The sequence below is a fragment of the Chryseobacterium vaccae genome (genome assembly GCF_009602705.1).
In the GTDB taxonomy this organism is placed as follows: Bacteria; Bacteroidota; Bacteroidia; order Flavobacteriales; family Weeksellaceae; genus Chryseobacterium; species Chryseobacterium vaccae.
In genome coordinates, this window is the sequence record NZ_VSWH01000001.1 from 3,431,107 (window position 1) to 3,449,539 (window position 18,433).

Annotated in this window: 21 protein-coding genes; 10 read left to right on the forward strand and 11 right to left on the reverse strand. The window is 38.2% G+C overall.

Translation table 11 applies throughout. The annotated features are described in order from the left end of the window. Positions 1-85: 85 nt before the first annotated feature. Positions 86-2,674, forward strand: a complete 2,589-nt coding sequence (mutS, locus tag FW768_RS15650) for a DNA mismatch repair protein MutS (RefSeq protein WP_153396976.1) — start codon at positions 86-88, stop codon at positions 2,672-2,674. 30 nt (positions 2,675-2,704) lie between these two features. Here the strand turns inward: mutS and FW768_RS15655 are convergent, their stop codons facing one another. Then, positions 2,705-2,863 (reverse strand): hypothetical protein, encoded by a 159-nt coding sequence (locus tag FW768_RS15655; RefSeq protein ID WP_153396978.1) that lies wholly within the window; start codon positions 2,861-2,863, stop codon positions 2,705-2,707. Between the two features lie 155 nt (positions 2,864-3,018). Here FW768_RS15655 and FW768_RS15660 point away from each other — a divergent pair, with 155 nt between their 5' ends. From FW768_RS15660 to FW768_RS15670, 3 genes are all read left to right on the forward strand, one after another. Continuing rightward, a complete protein-coding gene (locus FW768_RS15660; protein WP_153396980.1) occupies positions 3,019-3,507 on the forward strand; it encodes a TlpA disulfide reductase family protein in 489 nt (162 codons plus the stop codon). Between the two features lie 9 nt (positions 3,508-3,516). Beyond that, on the forward strand, positions 3,517-4,176 hold the full coding sequence (locus FW768_RS15665) for a thioredoxin family protein (protein ID WP_153396982.1): 660 nt from the start codon (positions 3,517-3,519) through the stop codon (positions 4,174-4,176). Positions 4,177-4,268: 92 nt separating this feature from the next. Next, a complete protein-coding gene (locus tag FW768_RS15670) occupies positions 4,269-4,667 on the forward strand; it encodes a ribosomal maturation YjgA family protein (RefSeq protein WP_153396984.1) in 399 nt (132 codons plus the stop codon). A 98-nt stretch (positions 4,668-4,765) separates the two neighbouring features. On the opposite strand, the gene FW768_RS15675 is transcribed toward FW768_RS15670, so the two are convergent. The 5 genes from FW768_RS15675 to FW768_RS15695 all read right to left on the reverse strand — a co-directional run bounded on the left by FW768_RS15675 (position 4,766) and on the right by FW768_RS15695 (position 8,474). Continuing rightward, entirely contained in the window at positions 4,766-5,155 is a 390-nt protein-coding gene (locus FW768_RS15675) for an energy transducer TonB (protein ID WP_185151987.1), read from the reverse strand. A gap of 31 nt (positions 5,156-5,186) precedes the next feature. After that, the gene (locus tag FW768_RS15680) at positions 5,187-6,101 is read right to left on the reverse strand and encodes a YARHG domain-containing protein (RefSeq protein ID WP_185151988.1); all 915 of its coding nucleotides are present in this window, start codon (positions 6,099-6,101) and stop codon (positions 5,187-5,189) included. Further along, the gene (locus FW768_RS15685) at positions 6,098-6,736 is read right to left on the reverse strand and encodes a DUF2306 domain-containing protein (RefSeq protein WP_153396988.1); all 639 of its coding nucleotides are present in this window, start codon (positions 6,734-6,736) and stop codon (positions 6,098-6,100) included. Before FW768_RS15685 ends, FW768_RS15680 begins: the two co-directional genes overlap by 4 nt. Positions 6,737-6,945: 209 nt before the next feature. Then, positions 6,946-7,269, reverse strand: coding sequence for a hypothetical protein (locus tag FW768_RS15690; RefSeq protein ID WP_153396989.1), 324 nt, complete (start codon positions 7,267-7,269; stop codon positions 6,946-6,948). Positions 7,270-7,271: 2 nt separating this feature from the next. Further along, entirely contained in the window at positions 7,272-8,474 is a 1,203-nt protein-coding gene (locus FW768_RS15695; RefSeq protein WP_153396991.1) for a BaiN/RdsA family NAD(P)/FAD-dependent oxidoreductase, read from the reverse strand. Positions 8,475-8,587: 113 nt separating this feature from the next. Between FW768_RS15695 and FW768_RS15700 the strand changes: the two genes are divergently transcribed. From FW768_RS15700 to FW768_RS15715, 4 genes are all read left to right on the forward strand, one after another. Beyond that, entirely contained in the window at positions 8,588-9,082 is a 495-nt protein-coding gene (locus tag FW768_RS15700; protein WP_153396993.1) for an acyl-CoA thioesterase, read from the forward strand. A gap of 86 nt (positions 9,083-9,168) precedes the next feature. Continuing rightward, positions 9,169-10,233 (forward strand): thiamine-phosphate kinase, encoded by a 1,065-nt coding sequence (thiL, locus tag FW768_RS15705; protein ID WP_153396995.1) that lies wholly within the window; start codon positions 9,169-9,171, stop codon positions 10,231-10,233. Between the two features lie 77 nt (positions 10,234-10,310). Continuing rightward, entirely contained in the window at positions 10,311-11,129 is an 819-nt protein-coding gene (locus FW768_RS15710) for an AraC family transcriptional regulator (RefSeq protein WP_153396997.1), read from the forward strand. A gap of 168 nt (positions 11,130-11,297) precedes the next feature. After that, on the forward strand, positions 11,298-12,488 hold the full coding sequence (locus tag FW768_RS15715) for a multidrug effflux MFS transporter (protein WP_153396999.1): 1,191 nt from the start codon (positions 11,298-11,300) through the stop codon (positions 12,486-12,488). Between the two features lie 80 nt (positions 12,489-12,568). Here FW768_RS15715 and FW768_RS15720 read toward each other — a convergent pair whose 3' ends face one another. The 3 genes from FW768_RS15720 to pepT all read right to left on the reverse strand — a co-directional run bounded on the left by FW768_RS15720 (position 12,569) and on the right by pepT (position 14,722). After that, the gene (locus FW768_RS15720) at positions 12,569-12,814 is read right to left on the reverse strand and encodes a hypothetical protein (protein ID WP_153397001.1); all 246 of its coding nucleotides are present in this window, start codon (positions 12,812-12,814) and stop codon (positions 12,569-12,571) included. Between the two features lie 85 nt (positions 12,815-12,899). Next, positions 12,900-13,469: an energy transducer TonB gene (locus FW768_RS15725; protein WP_153397003.1), complete on the reverse strand. Its 570-nt coding sequence runs from the start codon at positions 13,467-13,469 to the stop codon at positions 12,900-12,902. A 5-nt stretch (positions 13,470-13,474) separates the two neighbouring features. Beyond that, entirely contained in the window at positions 13,475-14,722 is a 1,248-nt protein-coding gene (pepT, locus tag FW768_RS15730; RefSeq protein WP_153397005.1) for a peptidase T, read from the reverse strand. A gap of 741 nt (positions 14,723-15,463) precedes the next feature. On the opposite strand from pepT, the gene FW768_RS15735 reads away from it, so the two are divergent. After that, positions 15,464-16,312 (forward strand): hydroxymethylglutaryl-CoA lyase, encoded by an 849-nt coding sequence (locus FW768_RS15735; protein WP_153397007.1) that lies wholly within the window; start codon positions 15,464-15,466, stop codon positions 16,310-16,312. A 124-nt stretch (positions 16,313-16,436) separates the two neighbouring features. After that, positions 16,437-17,273: a sulfurtransferase gene (locus FW768_RS15740; protein ID WP_153397009.1), complete on the forward strand. Its 837-nt coding sequence runs from the start codon at positions 16,437-16,439 to the stop codon at positions 17,271-17,273. 112 nt (positions 17,274-17,385) lie between these two features. Here the strand turns inward: FW768_RS15740 and FW768_RS15745 are convergent, their stop codons facing one another. Further along, on the reverse strand, positions 17,386-17,712 hold the full coding sequence (locus tag FW768_RS15745; RefSeq protein WP_062698447.1) for an SUF system Fe-S cluster assembly protein: 327 nt from the start codon (positions 17,710-17,712) through the stop codon (positions 17,386-17,388). Between the two features lie 3 nt (positions 17,713-17,715). Further along, positions 17,716-18,417 (reverse strand): 3'-5' exonuclease, encoded by a 702-nt coding sequence (locus FW768_RS15750; protein WP_153397011.1) that lies wholly within the window; start codon positions 18,415-18,417, stop codon positions 17,716-17,718. Between the last annotated feature and the right edge of the window lie 16 nt (positions 18,418-18,433).

The following is an 18,433-nucleotide window of genomic DNA, read 5'->3' on the forward strand; positions in this document are numbered from 1 at the left end:
AACAATATCTCCGGATGGCGATTAATTTCTGAACAAATTACAAAGCGTGAATTTATTTTTTTAAATTTGGACCTCATTTTTTATTATGGCAAAAACGAAGAAGGAAACCCCGCTAATGACGCAGTATAATACCATCAAGGCAAAATACCCTGATGCACTTCTGCTGTTCAGAGTAGGGGACTTTTATGAAACTTTCGGGCAGGATGCCGTGAAAACATCCCAAATCCTGGGCATTGTTCTTACCAAAAGAGCAAACGGAGATGGAAGTATAGAATTGGCCGGATTTCCACACCATTCAGTAGACTCATATCTTCCCAAATTGGTAAGAGCAGGAATGAGGGTGGCCATCTGTGATCAGCTGGAAGACCCTAAAATGGTGAAAGGAATTGTAAAAAGAGGCGTTACAGAATTGGTAACACCGGGGGTTACTTTTAATGATCAGGTACTGAATTCAAAAAAGAATAATTTTCTTCTTGCCCTGCATAAAGAAAAGGAAAAATACGGAATCGCTTTGGTAGATGTTTCTACCGGAGAATTTCTGGTAAGCGAAGGAAATTTAGACAAGCTTCTGCATATCGTTAATACTTTTGATCCAAGTGAGATCATTTATCAGAGAAGTATGCAGATGCCGGAACAGCTGAAAAATAAAAGTGCTTTTAAGCTTGAAGACTGGGCTTTCCAGTATAATTTTGCCTATGAAAAACTAACTTCTCATTTTAAGACCAATTCTTTAAAGGGATTCGGGGTAGAAAATCTTCCGCTGGCCATTACAGCTGCAGGAGCTATTTTTGCTTATCTGGTAGAAGATACCCATCATAATCTGCTCGCCCATATTACGAAATTGCAAACCATTCCACAGGAAGATTACCTGATGATGGACAGTTTTACCCTGAGAAATCTGGAAATTGTTTATCCAAGCAACCCTCAGGGGAAGTCTCTTCTGGATATCATTGATAAAACGTCTACTCCAATGGGAGGAAGGTTGTTGAGAAGAAGAATTATCCTTCCTTTAAAATCGGTGGAAGAGATCATGAGAAGGCTTTCCCTGATCGACTTTTTAAACGAAAATGACAGCCTTAAATATGAAATTTGTCAGCTGTTGAAATCTATTTCAGACCTTGACCGTCTGATGGGAAAACTGGCTGCAGAGAAAATATCTCCGAAAGAACTGGGATATCTGCGTCAGAGTTTGATCAATATTCATACAATAAAAGGACTGCTTCATCCGCATGCTGATGTATTGGCGTGGTTGGAACCGTTGTTTGATCTGGAGGAACTGATTAAACTTTTACAAAGCCGCCTCAACGAAGAACTTCCGGTGAATATTTCAAAAGGAAATATCATTAAAGAAGGTGTTTCTGAAGAATTGGACCGCCTGAGAGGCCTTCAAAGTAAAGGAAGAGGTTTTCTGGATGAAATGTGCCAAAGAGAGATTGAAAGAACGGGAATTTCGAGTTTGAAAATTGATTTCAACAATGTTTTCGGCTATTTTATTGAAGTAAGAAATACGCACAAAGATAAAGTTCCGGGTGAATGGGTAAGAAAACAAACCCTTGTGAATGCGGAGCGATACATTACCGAGGAGCTGAAAGAATATGAAAACCAGATTCTGGGAGCTGAAGAAAAAATAGGAGTTCTTGAGAATGAGCTGTACAGAAATGTATGTTCAGAAACGATGATCTATATTGATCAGATCCAAGGGAACTCCAATATTATTGCCCAGCTTGATGTGGCTGCAGGTCTTTCTGAGCTTGCTGTTTCTGAGAGCTATACCAAGCCTGTTCTGAATGACGGTTTTGCAATAGACCTTAAAGAAGCAAGGCACCCGATTATTGAAAATGCCCTTCCTTTAGGGGAAAAATATATTCCGAACGATATCTTTTTAGATAAAGATTCTCAGCAGATCATTATGGTTACAGGCCCGAACATGGCCGGTAAATCAGCGATCCTCCGTCAGACCGCAATTGTATGTCTTCTGGCGCAGATCGGGAGCTTTGTGCCTGCCAAACATGCAGAGATCGGAATGCTGGACAAGATTTTTACAAGAGTAGGAGCCACTGATAATATTTCTGCCGGAGAATCTACATTCATGGTAGAAATGAATGAAGCAGCCAATATCCTGAACAATATTTCCGAAAGAAGCCTTATTCTTCTGGATGAGATAGGAAGAGGAACCTCTACCTATGACGGGGTTTCTATCGCATGGGCTATTGCAGAATATCTTCACCTGCATCCAAGCCAGGCCAAGACTCTGTTCGCGACACACTATCATGAACTGAACGAGATGACGGTAAATTTTGACCGTGTTAAAAATTTCCACGTTTCTATCCAGGAAAATAAAGGGAATATCATCTTTTTAAGAAAACTGATTCCGGGCGGAAGTGAACACAGCTTTGGTATTCATGTGGCAAAACTGGCCGGAATGCCTGCGAAAGTAGTCAACAGGGCTAATGAGATCCTGAAAACGCTTGAAGCGAGCCGTACTCAAGGTGGAAATACCTCGGAAAGCATCAAACGGGTAACGGAAGAGAATATGCAGCTTTCTTTCTTCCAGCTGGATGACCCGGTCCTGGAAAATATCAGAGAAGAGCTTACCAAAATAGATATCAACACGCTGACACCTATTGAAGCTTTAATGAAACTGAATTCGATAAAAAAAATGATTGGAGGTTAATCCAATCATTTTTTATTTCAGAGAATAAGACTAACAGCAGTATCCGTCTTTACCTTTCGGCCCGATAATCAGAAAATGACTTACACCTCTGAGTTTGCATAAACCTTCTGCGCATGCTCCGGCTCCTCCGTTAATCTCTTTCAGCTCGCTTTTAGTGAGTTTTCTTTTTTGAATGCTTGATTTTTTCATATTATTTAGATTGGGTTGTGTATAATTCAAAACGGAGTGATTAAAATATTATTGTGTAAGAAATAAATACAGTCTTCTGAATAGTAATAAAGTAAAAAAACGGGCTATTGTAAAGATTTACTTCAGGCCAATGAATTAATTTGTTATTTTTGAATATGAAGAATTGGATAACACTATTATTTATCTTTCTCAGTTTCACGGTATTTAAAGCCCAGCAATCTGACCTGAAAGTAATGAAATATGAAGAACTGGAAAAGCGTATTCAGCAGGAAAATGATCAACTGCTGGTCGTTAATTTCTGGTCTACCACCTGTGCTCCTTGTGTTAAAGAGCTTCCTCATTTTATGGAAATCAATAACAAAAACTCAGGGAATCCGAAATTTAAAATGATTCTGATTTCCCTTGACAGGCTGGCTGACAAAGAAAGGGTAATGAAATTCATAAAAAATAAAAACCTGACTGCTGAGGTGATTCTTCTGGATGACATTAAAAGAATGAATACATGGATTCCCAGGTTTGAAAAAAACTGGGACGGAAATATTCCCGTTACCCTATTCTATAAAAACGGGGAAAAAGTATATTTCAATGATGGAGAAATGAGCAGGGAAGAGCTGGAAAAAACAATTAACGACAATTTGCAATAAAAATAGAATATGAAAAATTTAAAAATTCTACTAACAGCATGTATCGCAGGATTAGGGCTGCTAAGCTTCACCGCGGTCAATCATAACGATAATAATCCTGTGCAAGTTAATGCTTCTTCTGCTGTGAAAGGCTATGAGGTAGGGGACGAAGCAACCGATTTTAAACTGAAAAATGTTGACGGGAAAATGGTTTCTCTAAGCGATTTTAAAAGCGCTAAAGGATTTATTGTCATTTTCACCTGTAATCATTGTCCGTACGCTAAAAAATATGAAGACCGGATTATTGAACTTGATGAAAAGTTTAAAAATCAGGGATATCCGGTAATTGCGATCAATCCTAACGATCCCAATGTACAGCCGGAAGATGGCTATAAAGAAATGATTGTCCGGGCCAAGCAGAAAGGATTCACCTTTCCTTATCTGGTGGATGAAGGACAGAAAATCTATCCACAGTATGGAGCCACCAAGACCCCGCATGTTTTTGTGCTGAAGAAAGAAGAAGGGAAAAATATTGTGAAATATATAGGGGCTATTGACAATAATTATGATAACCCGAATGATGTTTCAGAATACTATGTACAGGATGCTGTGACTACACTGCTGAAAGAGGGAACTGTAAAAATGCAGAAAACAGTCGCTATCGGGTGCACCATAAAAGTAAAGAAATAAATATATTTGCCTTACGGTTTGCTATAGATCGGTATTCTTAAGAGTACCGATTTTTTATGGCTAAAAATTTTAATGACCCCAAAAATCTAACCATGAACTTTAAATTCAATCTGAAATACTTTCTTCTGACCCTATTTCTCTTCCTGATAGAAATTCTCATCGCGACAAAACTGGCAGGTATATTCTTTGTAAGAGCCTATCTTGGAGATGTTATTGTGGTAATACTTCTGTATACACTGGTAAAAAGTTTTATCAGGGTAAATAATGAAAAACTGATTTTCGGAATCCTTATCTTTTCCTGTCTGGTAGAATTTGCCCAGTATTTTAAGATCGCGGAAAAACTAGGCTTCCGTCCTGGAAGCCTGATGTATATTATAATAGGTAATTCATTTTCATGGATTGATATTCTGTGCTATGCAGCAGGAGGCTTGATTCTGTACCTATTTGTAAAATATAAGCCTCAAAAAACAGATGAGATTAGTTCAATATAGATTGTACTAAAAAAGGCGGAAGTTCTCCAGATCAGGAATGTATGAAGCATCAGGACTGGTTTTAACTTCCATCCTCCCTTTTCCAGCTTCCTTTTTGTCTATTCAAGAACAAAAACAAGAGGTTGTCTCATCTTTGCCTTCACTTTCACCCCGTCTTTTTCTGCGGGAACCCATTTGGTGGTTACCATTTTCAGCGCTCTTAAGAATTCATTTTTTACAAGCTCGTTTTCAGATGATTCTATCGCAAACTGGCTCATGCTGCCGTCTGGCTCTACTATAAATGTAGCAATTACCTTGGCGGTTTTTATATTCTCCTTGGCAGGAATAGAGGTGCGGAAGTTTTTCAAAAACTGCTGCACAAAAGCTCTGTGCCCGCCAGGGAACTCCGGATTTTTAAAATTGGCTAACGTATCCTGCGGTTTAGGAGACGGGTCAATAGGCGGCGGAGTAATCTGGGCAAAAGTTGAAATGGCCCAGAACATTATCATAAATATCAGGTATTTTTTCATGCCGTTAAAATTATCTTCCAAAACTGTCATATTTGTCTTCAGCATATTTGATAAATCGATTGAGAAGGGCTACATTCTCTTTTTCCATAGGAGAAAGGTCTTTATCTACATTGCCGGAAACAGGAATATACCAGTCAGTCTGCTCAAAAAAGTTTCTGTAGGTTTCTTTTTTGAAAGAGTAACCATGTCTGGCAAACACAGAATTTTTAATGATCTCAAGATCCAGTTTGCGTAGGTTTTTGATATCTTTTTCAGCTAGTTTCTGTTTGGAAGCATTCAGGGTAAAGACGGCCTCAGATGCTACTCTGTTTTTGGATATGGTATAGCTTTCCGTTTTGCCGTCACTGTCTGTATATTTTTCTACAAAATCTTTAGGGTTGCTCCAGTCTACAAGATTGGAGTCCGGATCAAGCATGAAATTCGGGTTGTAAACAAATTCTTTCTTCGCTAATTTAATTGTTTTTAAAGGGGCTTTTACTGCTTTTTTATTGAAAGCATTCCATTTACCAGTCATGCTGTCGCCAGCCAGTTTTACTTCAAATCTGCCGTCTGTTTTATCGTTTCCGGGCTCATCCAGAACGAAAGACTTTGAGGTTTCATTGAAAATACCTCGTATCGGGCGCTGGTTTCCATTAACGATGCTTTGTCCGTATACACTGTCTGCTGTAATCCTATTGATTTTCAGAGAGATTCTTTTGTAAACAGTTCCGTCGAATTCAGATCCATCGTCATCAGTCATTTTTTCCATTCCGGCAAATTCTCCGGTGTAGATTCCGTAGTATTCTTTGTGAACTTCGGGAATAACGGCAGAGTCTCTTTTTGCCGTCAGGGAATCCTTTGTTTTCCCATCAGTTTTGCCATCTTTTTTGCAGCTTACCAAAGAAACGGCCAGCAAAGAGACAAGAGTGTAATGTAAGATTTTCATATATGTTTTTTTGAGATTAAGTATTCAATTAAAAGGATATTAGGGATCCAGCCGAGCCATGCAATGATCTGGTAAACATCCATAGGATTCGGGTGGAATAAATATACGATAATAACTTTCCATATTCGTAGGGTGACGGCTGATAAAGTAAGAGTAAAACTCCGCCACATCCAATGCTTGTGTTCCGCGAACCGTTTCTGCCTTGCCAGCTGATAAGCTTTATAAGTCGTAAACCACCACAGTGCACCTAAAACAACAAATGAGATCTTTGATAAAATACCGCCATTCGCAAAAATTCCCATATAAATTCCGGAAGGGGCAGCACAGATCAGAATCAGAAAAAGATAGACTTTTCCGGCAGTACGATGAAAATTCTTTACCCCGAAATTCTTCCTGAGAATAGCAAGAAACCCGGAAAGCAGCACAAAAATACTGGTATAAACATGAGTATAGAAAAAAGGAAGATACTCTGGTCTTTCGTGAACTTCAGTCTGCTTGATCATTAAGAAACTCACATTAGGATCCAAAGGAATGTATTCCATTGTGATCTTCAGCATCAGCGAAAAGAAATATCCAAATCCAATGAGTAAAAGGATTTTAAAGCATTTAGAAATATTTTTTTTGACCAATAGCATTTTAATCCGTTAAGCTTATAAATGATTTAAAGTCATAGGAATTTTATATGTTGATTTAACCGGCTGCCCATTTTTAGTTGCTGGTTTCCATTTTGTTTTTAAAGCCTTTACGACACGTCCATTTCTTTATTCAGTAGTCAAGTGTAAAGGAACTGTATATTGGGCAGAGACAAGCATTCCGTTACTTTCTGCCGGTTTCCATTTGGATTTCAGTGATTTATGGCTCTTTCTACTTCGTTATTGAAATCAATATTCTCCCCGGTTACTACTATATTTTCTATTTCGCCCTCAGTATTAACCGAAAATTTTGCTTGCGAATAAAAACGCCCTTTTAGCCCTTTTAATCGCTTTAAATTGATCTTTTCACTAATGTCTACCCGTAGCTTACTTATTCCTCCGGGGTATTCAGCTGATTGATAGCTTTTCTGGCCCTTCCCGAGAGAACCCTGAGGAGGAGAGGTTTCTGTTGTCTGTATCTGTGCAAAGACAAAATTAAATCCGATCAGAAATAATAATAATGACAATTTTTTCATCGTTATAAGGTATTTAAATCCTGTGCAATCAGCCACCCCTCACTCCAGCAGGCTTGAAAATTAAACCCTCCCGTTACCGCATCGATGTTCAGGACCTCACCTGCAATATAAAAATTCGGGAGCAATTTTGAAGCCATGTTTTTAAAGTTAATTTCCTTTAAATCAACGCCTCCGGCGGTTACAAATTCATCTTTAAAAGTAGATTTTCCGGTCACCGGAAATTTCTTTTTACAAAGATTTTCCAGTATTTTCTGCATTTCCTTTCCTGAAATATTAGCCACCTGTTTGTTGAGGTCTATTTTTGAAATATCCAGGATTTTTTGCCAGAATCTGTTGGTAATATCAAAGATTTTAGATTGTCCGATAGACTTTTTAGGGTTATTTTGTTTAAAGTCCTGGAAAATTTCTTCTGCATCATCTATGGCTATGGAGACAAAATTGACCTCAATTTCAAAGTTATACTTCAATTTTGCAAGACTAATGGCTTCCCATGCAGAAATCTTCAGAACTGCAGGCCCGGAAAGTCCCCAGTGCGTAATCAGCAATGGTCCGCTTTCATCTGTTTTCAGTTGAGGAATTGAGATGCCGGCATTTTCAAAACTGGTTCCCGGAAGATCTTTTAAAAGTTCATCTTTAATATTGAAAGTAAAAAGGGAAGGAACGAGGGGAACGATCTTGTGCCCCAGGTTTTCAACAATTTTCAATGATTTTGGTGAACTTCCGGTAGTGTAAACTACATAATCTGCTTCAAAATCTCCGGAATTGGTCTTTATGAGATACTTTTCATCCTGTTTTTCAATTTCTTTTACCGTGCATTTTGTTTTTACTTCAATATTTTTCTTCTGGATTTCATTCAGGAAAGTATTGATGATCGTCTGGGAAGAATTGCTTTCAGGAAAAGTTCTGTTGTCATTTTCAATTTTCAGCGGAACATTGCGCTGATCAAACCATTCCATGGTATCTCCGGGTTGAAATTTAGTAAAAACGCTTAATAATTCTTTATTCCCTCTCGGATAGAACTGAACCAGTTCTCTGGGATCAAAACAGGCATGCGTAACGTTACATCTCCCGCCTCCGGAGATCTTTACCTTTTGCAGAACGTCTGAATTCTGCTCTAGAATCGTAATGTGATATTTCTTTTCGTCAAGATTCGATGCACAGAAAAACCCTGCTGCACCGCCTCCGATAATGATGATCTTTTTCATGTATAGGTAATCTTATGCTGAAGATTATTTTTCCAAAAGTACAATTTTTATAAACCATCTTATTTGAGTATTTTTGAAGATTATAATTTAATCATACTAAAAACGACTTTTACATGATTTTCTACCATACATTCGAAGTACGCTGGAGTGATCTTGATGCAAACAAGCACCTGGCTAATTCATCATACGTTCAGTACTGTGCCCAGGCCAGAATGGCTTTTATGACCAAAGAAAAAATGGGGGTTACCCAGTTAAGCAGATGGGGAATCGGACCGGTGATCCTGCACGAAAGGTATTCATTTTTCAAAGAAATTTATGCTGATCAGACGGTCATTGTAAGCGTAGAAATTGACGGATGTTCTGATGATTCAGCCATCTACCGTTTCGTTCACAAATTCTATACTCCGGATGGTGCACACTGTGCAACCGCTGAGGCTACAGGCGTATGGATTGATATGATGCTGAGAAAAATGACGACACCGCCGGATGATGTGGTGGAAGCAATGAATAAATATAAAACCCCGGAAACCGTAGTGCTGAGCAAAGAAGATTTCAAAAAGTTTCCTTTCCATCCGCATAATATTGATCCGGCAGAATTTACTAAATAATTCAACGTTCAAGTTCCGAGTTTAATAGTTCCGAATTGATTTGCAATTATTAATACTTTTTACACTGAACATTAATACAAGAAAATATGTTTGAAGATAAATCAGAGGAATTAACACCCATCTCAAAGCTGGGAGAATTTGGTCTTATTAAGCATTTGACAGAGCATTTTCCGCTTACCAATGAATCTTCGGAGCTTGGTGTGGGAGATGATGCCGCAGTTATTAATCCTGAAAATAAAAGAGTAATCCTTACGACCGATGTTCTGGCAGAAGGCGTACATTTTAACCTGGGTTATGTACCTTTAAAGCATTTAGGATATAAAGCGGTGGTGGTAAACCTCAGCGATATTGCCGCAATGAATGCCGTTCCTACACAGATTCTGGTTTCCCTTGCTGTTTCAAGCCGTTTTCCGGTAGAAGCACTGGAAGAGATCTATGCCGGAATTCAGGCAGCCTGTGCAAGATACAAGGTTGATCTGATTGGAGGTGATACTACAAGTTCCAATTCAGGGCTGGTGATGAGCATTACTGCAGTTGGAATTGAAAATGAAGAAAATATTGTCAAAAGAAGCGGAGCAAAACCAAATGATCTTCTTGTGGTTACAGGTGATTTAGGCGGAGCGTATATGGGACTTCAGATTCTTGAAAGAGAGCATGCCGTTTATCTGGCCAATCCTGATATGCAGCCGGAAATGGAAGGGTATGACTATATCCTGGAAAGACAGTTGAAACCAGAGGCAAGAACAGATGTTAAACAAATTCTGGAAGAACTGGGTATTAAACCAACTTCTATGATTGACATTTCGGACGGTCTGGCTTCTGAAATCCTTCACCTTTCCGATCAGTCTAAAGTAGGATTCAGACTGTATGAAGAGAAGATTCCTCTGGACAGTCTTACCATCTCTACAGCTGATGAAATGAATTTAAACCCGGTAATGACAGCATTAAGCGGAGGTGAAGATTATGAGCTGCTATTCACTATCTCTCCAAATGATTTTGATAAAATTAAAAATCATCCTGATTTTACTATTATTGGTCATGCGGTGGAAAAAGAAGACGGAAACTTTATGGTAGCAAGAGGATCTAATCAGTTAGTTGCTCTTACGGCCCAGGGCTGGGATGCTTTTTTAGGCAGCCAGCAAAATCAATAAAATTATATTTAATTTGAATATTGTAGAAAACCGCAGCACTTTTTTGCTGTGGTTTTTGTTTATGAACAGCTGTATCTATGAATTTACCAGAAAAAGAAATCCCTGTCCATCATCTGACTTCCGAAGAATTTCAGTTCAGTACCCTGGAAACAGGACATCCGGAGAATTTTAATGATGTTCACCGTCATAATTTCTTTGAGATCATCTGGTTCGGTGAAATTAAGGAAAACAGCTTTCTTGAACTGGATTTTGAAAGACATATTCTTCGCCATGGTCAGGTCTGCATTATTGCTCCGGGGCAGGTATTTAATATGAAACTGCGCGGTGAAAAGGGGTATGTGCTTGCGGTGTCGAGGGAAATATTTAAAGAAGCATGTGCTATTGAGCCTGTACTTACCGGAGGAACGGTTCCTTTTTCTTTAGATAATCAAAGTGAAAAAGCCTGTAGCAGTATCATTTCACTCATAAAACAGGAATATGATGGTGCTTCACGAATTGATCTGCTGAAAACCTATCTGAAAGCATTTTGTATTATCATTACGGAGCAGATGAATGTACAGAATCCGTTAGCTAAGGAAAAGCAGCGTATTCAGGAGTTGATCAGCCTGATAGAAGAACATTATATTGTTCATAAAGATACCCGTTTTTACGCAGATGAAATAAAGATAAGTCCTCATCATCTTAATGATATTGTCCGTCTTTCAAGAGGTACAACCGTAAAGAAAATGGTTAATCAGCGGCTTTTGCTTGAGGCTAAAAGAGAACTTAGCTTTGGGGCTTTGACGGTTAAAGAAATTGCTTTTAAACTGGGGTTCAGTGATGCTTCTTACTTTTCCCGGTTTTTTAAAAAACAGACAGGGCAGAATCCTGAGGGATTTAAACAAGGGGATCATTGATCTTCAGAATGTTCCTTTTATTTTAGCTTAAAAGGTAGAATAAAGGTGTGGGTGTAATGGTAAATCTTCAGTTTGTGCTGGTCTTCCTTCAGTTCTTTTATTGAAAGGTCTTGGTTTTTCAATCAATTTTGCAGACAGAAAACCGCCTGTGAAGGCTTATTGCTTTTTATGAAGAATTTGAATCTGGTAGTGTTTATTCTGGCACTGCTCAACACGTTGGAATCCCTTAGTATAGACCTTTATCTGCCAGCTTTCCCAAGTATGGCCCAAATTTTTAAAACAGATATCGGGCATATTCAGATTTCAATTTCCGTATTTTTTGCCGGATTTGCCTTTGGGCAATTGCTTTGGGGCCCTTTGTCTGATAAAACAGGAAGGAAACCCATGCTGTACTGCGGACTTCTGCTTTTCATTGCCGGAACAGCTGCTATATTTTTCACGGCTAATATTTATGTTTTATGGGTGATGCGTTTTCTGCAGGCTTTTGGAGGAAGTGCCGGTATTGTGATCGGCAGGGCTATTGTGATCGATCTGTATGACAAACAAAAGTCGGTCGCTATTTTTTCACAGCAGTCTCAGATCAGCGGAATTGCTCCGATTGTTGCTCCGTTGCTGGGAAGTGTATTTCTTAAATTCTGGGGTTGGAACAGTTCGTTTGCTTTCTTGGGTATATTGGGAATGATTACTTTGTTTATGGTGATCAGATATATTCCTGAAACCAATTCCAAAATAGAAATCCAGGATCAGATAGAAAATGAAAAGAGTTTAAAAGAGCAGTTGAAATTCATTCTTTCCAATAAGGATTTTATCAATAATACCATGATCGGGAGTATTGCCTTTGCTTCCCTGATCATTTATATCTCCAATGCCCCTTTTTTATTTATGAAACTTCACGGTTTCTCCAGTGGAGTATTCAGCTTGATATTCGGGTTTAATTCTTTGGCTTTAATTACGGCAGCATACCTTACTCCAAAGCTGGTTAAAAGGATAAAAGACACTAAGCTTTTGTTTATGGCTACTGTTGTATTATTGTCTGTTTGCTGTCTTCATATCCTTATTGCAGCTGGAGATCTTTCGGTTGCTTTAGAAATCGGGATGCTGTATCTGTCATTGCTGGCTATAGGAATTCTGTTTCCCATTACTTCTGCCCATGCGCTGTCTCCTTTTAAAGAAGGTAGGGGAACGGCTGCTGCTGTGATGGGATTTATGCAGCTGATGGTTACTTTCCTGCTGTCTGGATTAGCAGGATTTTTAGAATCGGATTCTATTATCCCCATGGTGGTGATGCGGGCAGGAATTGCCCTGATTGCCGTATGGTTCGGCTGGCGTTCCCTTACAGGTAAAAAAGCTTTTATTTAACGACCGGAAGAGACTAAAAGGAAAGTTTGCCATAAATAGAGCATAAAAAAACCGGATGAATATTCTTCCGGTTGATTTTTTTAATAAGGCTGCTCTTCACAGATTTGTATAGGCTCACAACCTCCGCCACCTCCACCGGGATTTCCGCCGCCAACAGATACACAGGTTCCGGGATTTCCGTCATCAGCCATTTCACAGGCCTTTCCAAAAGTGCACTCACAGTCAGACCAGCAATAGGCAGAATCTCCGTTCATATGACAGCCTCCTCCGCCGTTTCCAAGAATCAGAATAAGGTCCTTTCTTAAAAGTTTTTTCATTGTTTTCATAATAAAAAAGTTTTTGTTAATGATTGGTGATCAGGTAAATATAGAAAAAAAATAAACCCGCTGTACATTCAGCGGGTTGTATATTTTATTGTTTAAGGTTTAGATTTAAAGGAAGGACAACGGCTGACATTACCGGTTTTCCGTTTTCTTCAGCAGGTTTCCATTTTCCTTTATCTTTGATCTTGTAAAAAGCGGCTTCAACAAAAGTATTCACATCTTCATTATTCCCTTTTACTTTAGGTTGGAAGACGTTTCCTTTAGCATCTACAGCAAATCTTAAGGTTGCTTTATAAGAGCCAGCCGGATAATTCAGAAAAGATAAATCTACAGCCTCATTTAAGAGTTTTTGAAAAGCGGCTTTTCCTGTTTCATATTCGGCTTCCTTAGTTACCTTTTGTGCAAAAGGAGGTGGAGCGTCCGTTATTTTCTTCTTTTCTTCCTCAGAAATCTTCTCTAAAGCGTTTTCATAGGCGGAAATTTTCTCTTCCGTAAGAAGCCATTCCTGCTTGGTTCTTTCATCATTAGGCTTGGGGTATTTTTTGTACAGAGCCTTTACCTTCCTGTCATACCGAGAGTCTGCTTTCAGGAAGGCAGAAACCTGTGCATGGCTGACAGCAAAGATTAACATGAATAAGAACACTGAGAATCTTTTCATCAAAACTAAGCTTTTACAATGTTAATGATGACTTCCGTTGCTTTTTCCATACTTTCCAGAGCAACATATTCATAAGGACCATGGAAATTAATTCCTCCTGCAAAAATATTCGGACATGGAAGACCCATGTATGATAATTGAGCACCGTCAGTACCTCCTCTGATCGCTTTAATTTTAGGCTCAATACCAGCGTCTTTCATCGCTTTGGCTGCAAGATCTACAATATGCATTTTGCCTTCAAACTGCTGTTTCATGTTTCTGTATTGTTCCTTAATTTCCACTTCAGCAGTTCCTTCACCATGTTTCTGGTTGAATTCAGCGATTTTTTCCTCCATGAATTTCTTTCTGCCTTCAAATTTATCAGCATCATGGTCACGGATGATATATTGAAGTTTAGCTTCAGAAATATCAGCATTGATGTCCATTAAATGATAGAACCCATCAAAACCTTTAGTGGTAGCTGGGGTTTCTCCGGCAGGAAGCATTTGGGCAAATTCAGCGGCTAAAAGGGCAGCATTCACCATTTTTCCATAAGCATATCCCGGGTGAACACTGAGACCATGGATTTTTACTACAGCACCTGCTGCATTAAAGTTTTCATACTCCAGTTCACCTACTTCTCCGCCATCCATCGTGTAAGCCCATTCCGCACCGAATTTGGCAACATCAAACTTGTGTGCTCCTCTTCCGATCTCTTCATCAGGCGTAAATCCTACGGCAATTCTTCCGTGCTTGATCTCCGGGTGGGCGATCAGATACTCTGCTGCAGTTACAATTTCTGCACATCCTGCTTTATCATCTGCTCCCAGAAGAGTATTTCCGTCTGTTGTAATGAGGGTCTGGCCAATATATTTTTTTAAACTTTCAAATTTTGAAGAAGACAGGGTAAATCCTGTAGCCTGGTTTAAAAGAAGATCGTTTCCGTCATAATTTTTCCAAACCTGAGGGTTTACATTTTCCCCGCTGAAATCAGGCGAGGTATCATAATGTGAAATAAACCCGATTGTAGGTCTGTCATCATTTTCAAGGTTAGAAGGCACATAGCCCATGATATAGCCGTTGTCATCTATTGAGACATTTTCTAAACCAATTGTTCTCAGTTCTTCAGTAATATATTTTGCAATATCCCACTGTCTTGCTGTTGAAGGTGTTGTTTCACTTTCAGCATCACTGGTTGAATATATTTTTACATAGCTGAGAAAACGGTTCAGTAATTTCTCTTTCCACAATGGGCTAAATTCTATTGTACTCATCAGATATCATAAATTTGAACAAATATACAATGTAATTTGTTCATAATTTGCACGAATGCCTGTATATAAATTCAGATAGACTATATTGAAGAATACGGTCTAATGTTGCGTTCGGATATTTTCCGGAAAATTAGTTTATTAAGCTCTCTTTATGAACCCTTTATAAAGGTTTTTAATAATAAAAATAACACCAGCAGTAACAAAACCAAGCTCAGCACCTCTGCAACAGGCTTCAACTTTTTCATCAGTTTATACCCTAGAATGATTTTTTTCTGCTCTTTATCGTCATAATTGTTCATATCTCGTCTAATGTGTGTTTTTTTTAACAAATTTATATCATTTTTATCTGATAATAGACTGTTTTTTTAATAAAATATATAAAAGTATAGTTATTTCAAAATGGAATTTAGGCGAGTAAGATCATTTGTTTTATATTTTTAATTTTTTCACAAAATTTGATCTCTAGTGATCACAAAATCATAAAGAATAATTAAAATATTTAAAAACTAAATTTTTATTAAAATTTCTTTTTTAAATACTAATGTTGAATAGATCTGATGTACTCTTTATCTGGAAATAACCGGAAATATTATACCCGGGATAATTTATTTGTAAAGAAATATAAAGTATTGAAATTATAAATTGGAAGTAAGCTGTTGAAAATCAAAATAATCTTAGATTTGTATGCCGTGTATATCAAATTATTTAGTTTTATTATATTTGAGAAAATCAAAAAGTACAATGTTTCTTACCGAATGTCCTAGAGATGCCATGCAGGGATGGGGAGAATTTATCCCTACCAACAAAAAAATAGATTATATCAACTCTTTGATGGAAGTTGGTTTTGATGTATTGGACTGTCTGAGCTTTGTGTCTCCAAAAGCAATTCCTCAGATGGCTGATTCTTATGAGGTTGCTGAAAATATTGATAAATCATTATCCAATACCAAAGTTTCTGCTATTATCGGAAATTACAGAGGGGCAGAAAAAGCTTTAAAACATCCTTCTGTGGATATTTTAGGTTTTCCGTTTTCTATTTCGGAAACGTTTCAGCACAGAAATACCAATAAAAGTCAGGAAGAAGCTTTTGAGGAAATCATTAAAATGCTGGAGCTGACTAAAAATGAAGGAAAGCAGCTGAATATCTACTTTTCCATGGCTTTTGGAAATCCGTACGGCGAAATGTGGAAGTGGGAAGACGTAGATTTCTGGGCGAAAAGATTTTCAGAAATAGGAGTTAAAGATGTTTTACTGTCTGATACAACAGGAGTTGCAACTCCGGAAACGATAGCTCTTTTATTTGAGAAAATTCCTTCCCAATATCCGGAAATTAATTTTGGAGGACATTTCCATAACCGATATGAAGATTCTTACTCCAAATTAAAAGCGGCTTACGATAAAGGCTGCCGAAGATTCGACAGTGCAATCAAAGGAATAGGAGGGTGTCCGATGGCAAAAGATGATCTTGTGGGCAATATGCCTACAGAACAGGTGATCAATTTTATGAGTGTTGAAAAAGTAGATCATAATCTGAATCTGCTGAATTTCGAAAGCTCATACAATAAAGCAAAGGATATTTTTCATTTTTAGATAAAAACTTTAACAGATTTAGCAAGCATACGTATCCGTTTGATCTGTAAGGTTTATAAAATATTAATAGAAGCGGGCTTTAGCCCGCTTTACTTTAATTAGAATTAACACCAAAATAAACAAGATGTCTCCAATAATCTCATCATCCGAATTAAAAAATATTTCAGCAGAAAACCTCATCATTCTTGATGCCAGAGCTGGAAAAGATATGCGTCAGAACTATCTTGAAAAACATATTGAAGGAGCCCGTTTTATAGACCTGGATAACGATCTTGCTGAAATAGGTGAAGATGCTGCGTTTGGTGGAAGACATCCGCTTCCGGCTGTTGAAAGGTTTGCAGAGACTCTTGTTGATCTTGGAATATCCGAAGACTCCCGTATTGTTATTTATGATGATAAAAACGGGGCTAATGCTGCTGCGAGGGCGTGGTGGATGTTAAAAGCATTCGGATTTGAAAATGTACAGGTTCTTGACGGAGGAATGCAGGCTGCAGAACAAAACGGAATTGAATTTTCTTCAGGAGAGGAAACTTTTGACAAAGCTCTATTAACTGAAAAAGATCATTGGATTTTGCCTGTTGTAAGCCTTGAAGATGTTGAAAATGGGCTGAGAAATAATTCATCTGTCGTTATTGATGTACGGGATGCATACCGTTACAGAGGAGAGTCAGAGCCTATTGATCTGGTGGCAGGGCATATTCCGGGAGCTATCAATATTCCTTTTTCGGAAAACCTTGATGAAACTGGGAGTTTCCTGAAGCCAGAAGTCTTAAAAGAAAAATATTCACAATTATTACAAGGTAAACCCGAGCATCTGATTATTCACTGTGGATCAGGGGTTACTGCATGTCATACCATTTTAGCACTGAACTATGCAGGATTCAATATTCCTGATCTTTATGTAGGTTCCTGGAGCGAATGGAGCCGTAGAGAAGGGAAAGAAATTGCAAAAGATATTTAGAAAAACAAAAAACCTCAGATTTATTTCTGAGGTTTTATTATTTTAATGAAAGTCGAAGGTTGGGAGAGAATTTGAGTGATCTGTAAAAGACAGTTAAACCTCTGCCTTAGATTTAAAGCATTCCCAATTCAAACTTGGCTTCTTCGCTCATCATATCTTTGTTCCAGCTGGGCTCGAAAGTAAGCTCCAGATCAACGCTTTTCACGTGTTCTACTTCTGCAACCTTATCCTTTACTTCCTGTGGCAGAGTTTCAGCAACGGGGCAGTTTGGAGTGGTAAGGGTCATTATAATTTTTACGTCAGCGTCATCAGAGATCTGTACATCATACACCAGTCCTAATTCGTAAATATCCACCGGAATTTCAGGGTCATATACGGATTTCAGTACTTTGATGATTTCCTCACCAATGTCAGCAATTTGATCGTCAGTAAATTTCATTTTTTAATCTAGATTGATATTCCTTTTCAACAAATCTTCCTGACGCATGCGCCGGAAAATATTTGCCAAAGTTAAGACATCTTTTTCACAATAGTCCACTATTCGCTGCAAGTCTTTTTCTATGTAGTAAATTGATGAAACCATTGAGCCGTCTATATCGTCTTTAGGAGTGGGAATACCAAAGACATGAGCCAGTAATTCCAGAGACACAAAACTTTTATAATCCCCAAATTTCCAAAGTTCCATGGTATCAATATGCGGAATTTCCCATGGCTTTTTCCCAAACATCTGGAAGGGGACAGGAGGCTGCATACCGTTGATCAGAAACCGTCTTGCAATCCAGGGGAAATCAAATTCCTTTCCGTTATGGGCACAAAGGATCACGTCACGAAGCCTTGGGCTGTTGAAGATTTCCCCGAATTCCTGCAACATTTTCTTTTCATCATGTCCGGAGAAACTTTTTATTTTCAGGGTTTCATTTTTTTCAAGCATTCCTATGGTAATGCAGATGATCTTCCCGAATTCGGCCATAATACCGGCTCTTTCATAAAATTCAGCAGCTGAAATATCGTCTTTTCTCTGAAATTTGGTTTTTTTGTCCCAGAGATGCTGCTCGGTTTCAGATAATTCATTCCAGGATCCTGCCTGAGGAACCGTTTCGATATCAAGAAATAAAATTCTTTCTAATGGTATATTCTGTATCATAGGTGTTTTTTATTGA

Coding starts and splice junctions, on each gene's coding strand:
- FW768_RS15660 (WP_153396980.1), top strand. CDS start 3,019: ATGAAGAATTGGATAACACTATTATTTATCTTTCTCAGTTTCACGGTA.
- FW768_RS15655 (WP_153396978.1), bottom strand. CDS start 2,863: ATGAAAAAATCAAGCATTCAAAAAAGAAAACTCACTAAAAGCGAGCTG.
- thiL (WP_153396995.1), top strand. CDS start 9,169: ATGTTTGAAGATAAATCAGAGGAATTAACACCCATCTCAAAGCTGGGA.
- FW768_RS15715 (WP_153396999.1), top strand. CDS start 11,298: ATGAAGAATTTGAATCTGGTAGTGTTTATTCTGGCACTGCTCAACACG.
- FW768_RS15710 (WP_153396997.1), top strand. CDS start 10,311: ATGAATTTACCAGAAAAAGAAATCCCTGTCCATCATCTGACTTCCGAA.
- FW768_RS15670 (WP_153396984.1), top strand. CDS start 4,269: ATGAACTTTAAATTCAATCTGAAATACTTTCTTCTGACCCTATTTCTC.
- FW768_RS15690 (WP_153396989.1), bottom strand. CDS start 7,269: ATGAAAAAATTGTCATTATTATTATTTCTGATCGGATTTAATTTTGTC.
- FW768_RS15735 (WP_153397007.1), top strand. CDS start 15,464: ATGTTTCTTACCGAATGTCCTAGAGATGCCATGCAGGGATGGGGAGAA.
- pepT (WP_153397005.1), bottom strand. CDS start 14,722: ATGAGTACAATAGAATTTAGCCCATTGTGGAAAGAGAAATTACTGAAC.
- mutS (WP_153396976.1), top strand. CDS start 86: ATGGCAAAAACGAAGAAGGAAACCCCGCTAATGACGCAGTATAATACC.
- FW768_RS15745 (WP_062698447.1), bottom strand. CDS start 17,712: ATGAAATTTACTGACGATCAAATTGCTGACATTGGTGAGGAAATCATC.
- FW768_RS15720 (WP_153397001.1), bottom strand. CDS start 12,814: ATGAAAACAATGAAAAAACTTTTAAGAAAGGACCTTATTCTGATTCTT.
- FW768_RS15685 (WP_153396988.1), bottom strand. CDS start 6,736: ATGCTATTGGTCAAAAAAAATATTTCTAAATGCTTTAAAATCCTTTTA.
- FW768_RS15675 (WP_185151987.1), bottom strand. CDS start 5,155: ATGATAATGTTCTGGGCCATTTCAACTTTTGCCCAGATTACTCCGCCG.
- FW768_RS15725 (WP_153397003.1), bottom strand. CDS start 13,469: ATGAAAAGATTCTCAGTGTTCTTATTCATGTTAATCTTTGCTGTCAGC.
- FW768_RS15750 (WP_153397011.1), bottom strand. CDS start 18,417: ATGATACAGAATATACCATTAGAAAGAATTTTATTTCTTGATATCGAA.
- FW768_RS15665 (WP_153396982.1), top strand. CDS start 3,517: ATGAAAAATTTAAAAATTCTACTAACAGCATGTATCGCAGGATTAGGG.
- FW768_RS15740 (WP_153397009.1), top strand. CDS start 16,437: ATGTCTCCAATAATCTCATCATCCGAATTAAAAAATATTTCAGCAGAA.
- FW768_RS15700 (WP_153396993.1), top strand. CDS start 8,588: ATGATTTTCTACCATACATTCGAAGTACGCTGGAGTGATCTTGATGCA.
- FW768_RS15680 (WP_185151988.1), bottom strand. CDS start 6,101: ATGAAAATCTTACATTACACTCTTGTCTCTTTGCTGGCCGTTTCTTTG.
- FW768_RS15695 (WP_153396991.1), bottom strand. CDS start 8,474: ATGAAAAAGATCATCATTATCGGAGGCGGTGCAGCAGGGTTTTTCTGT.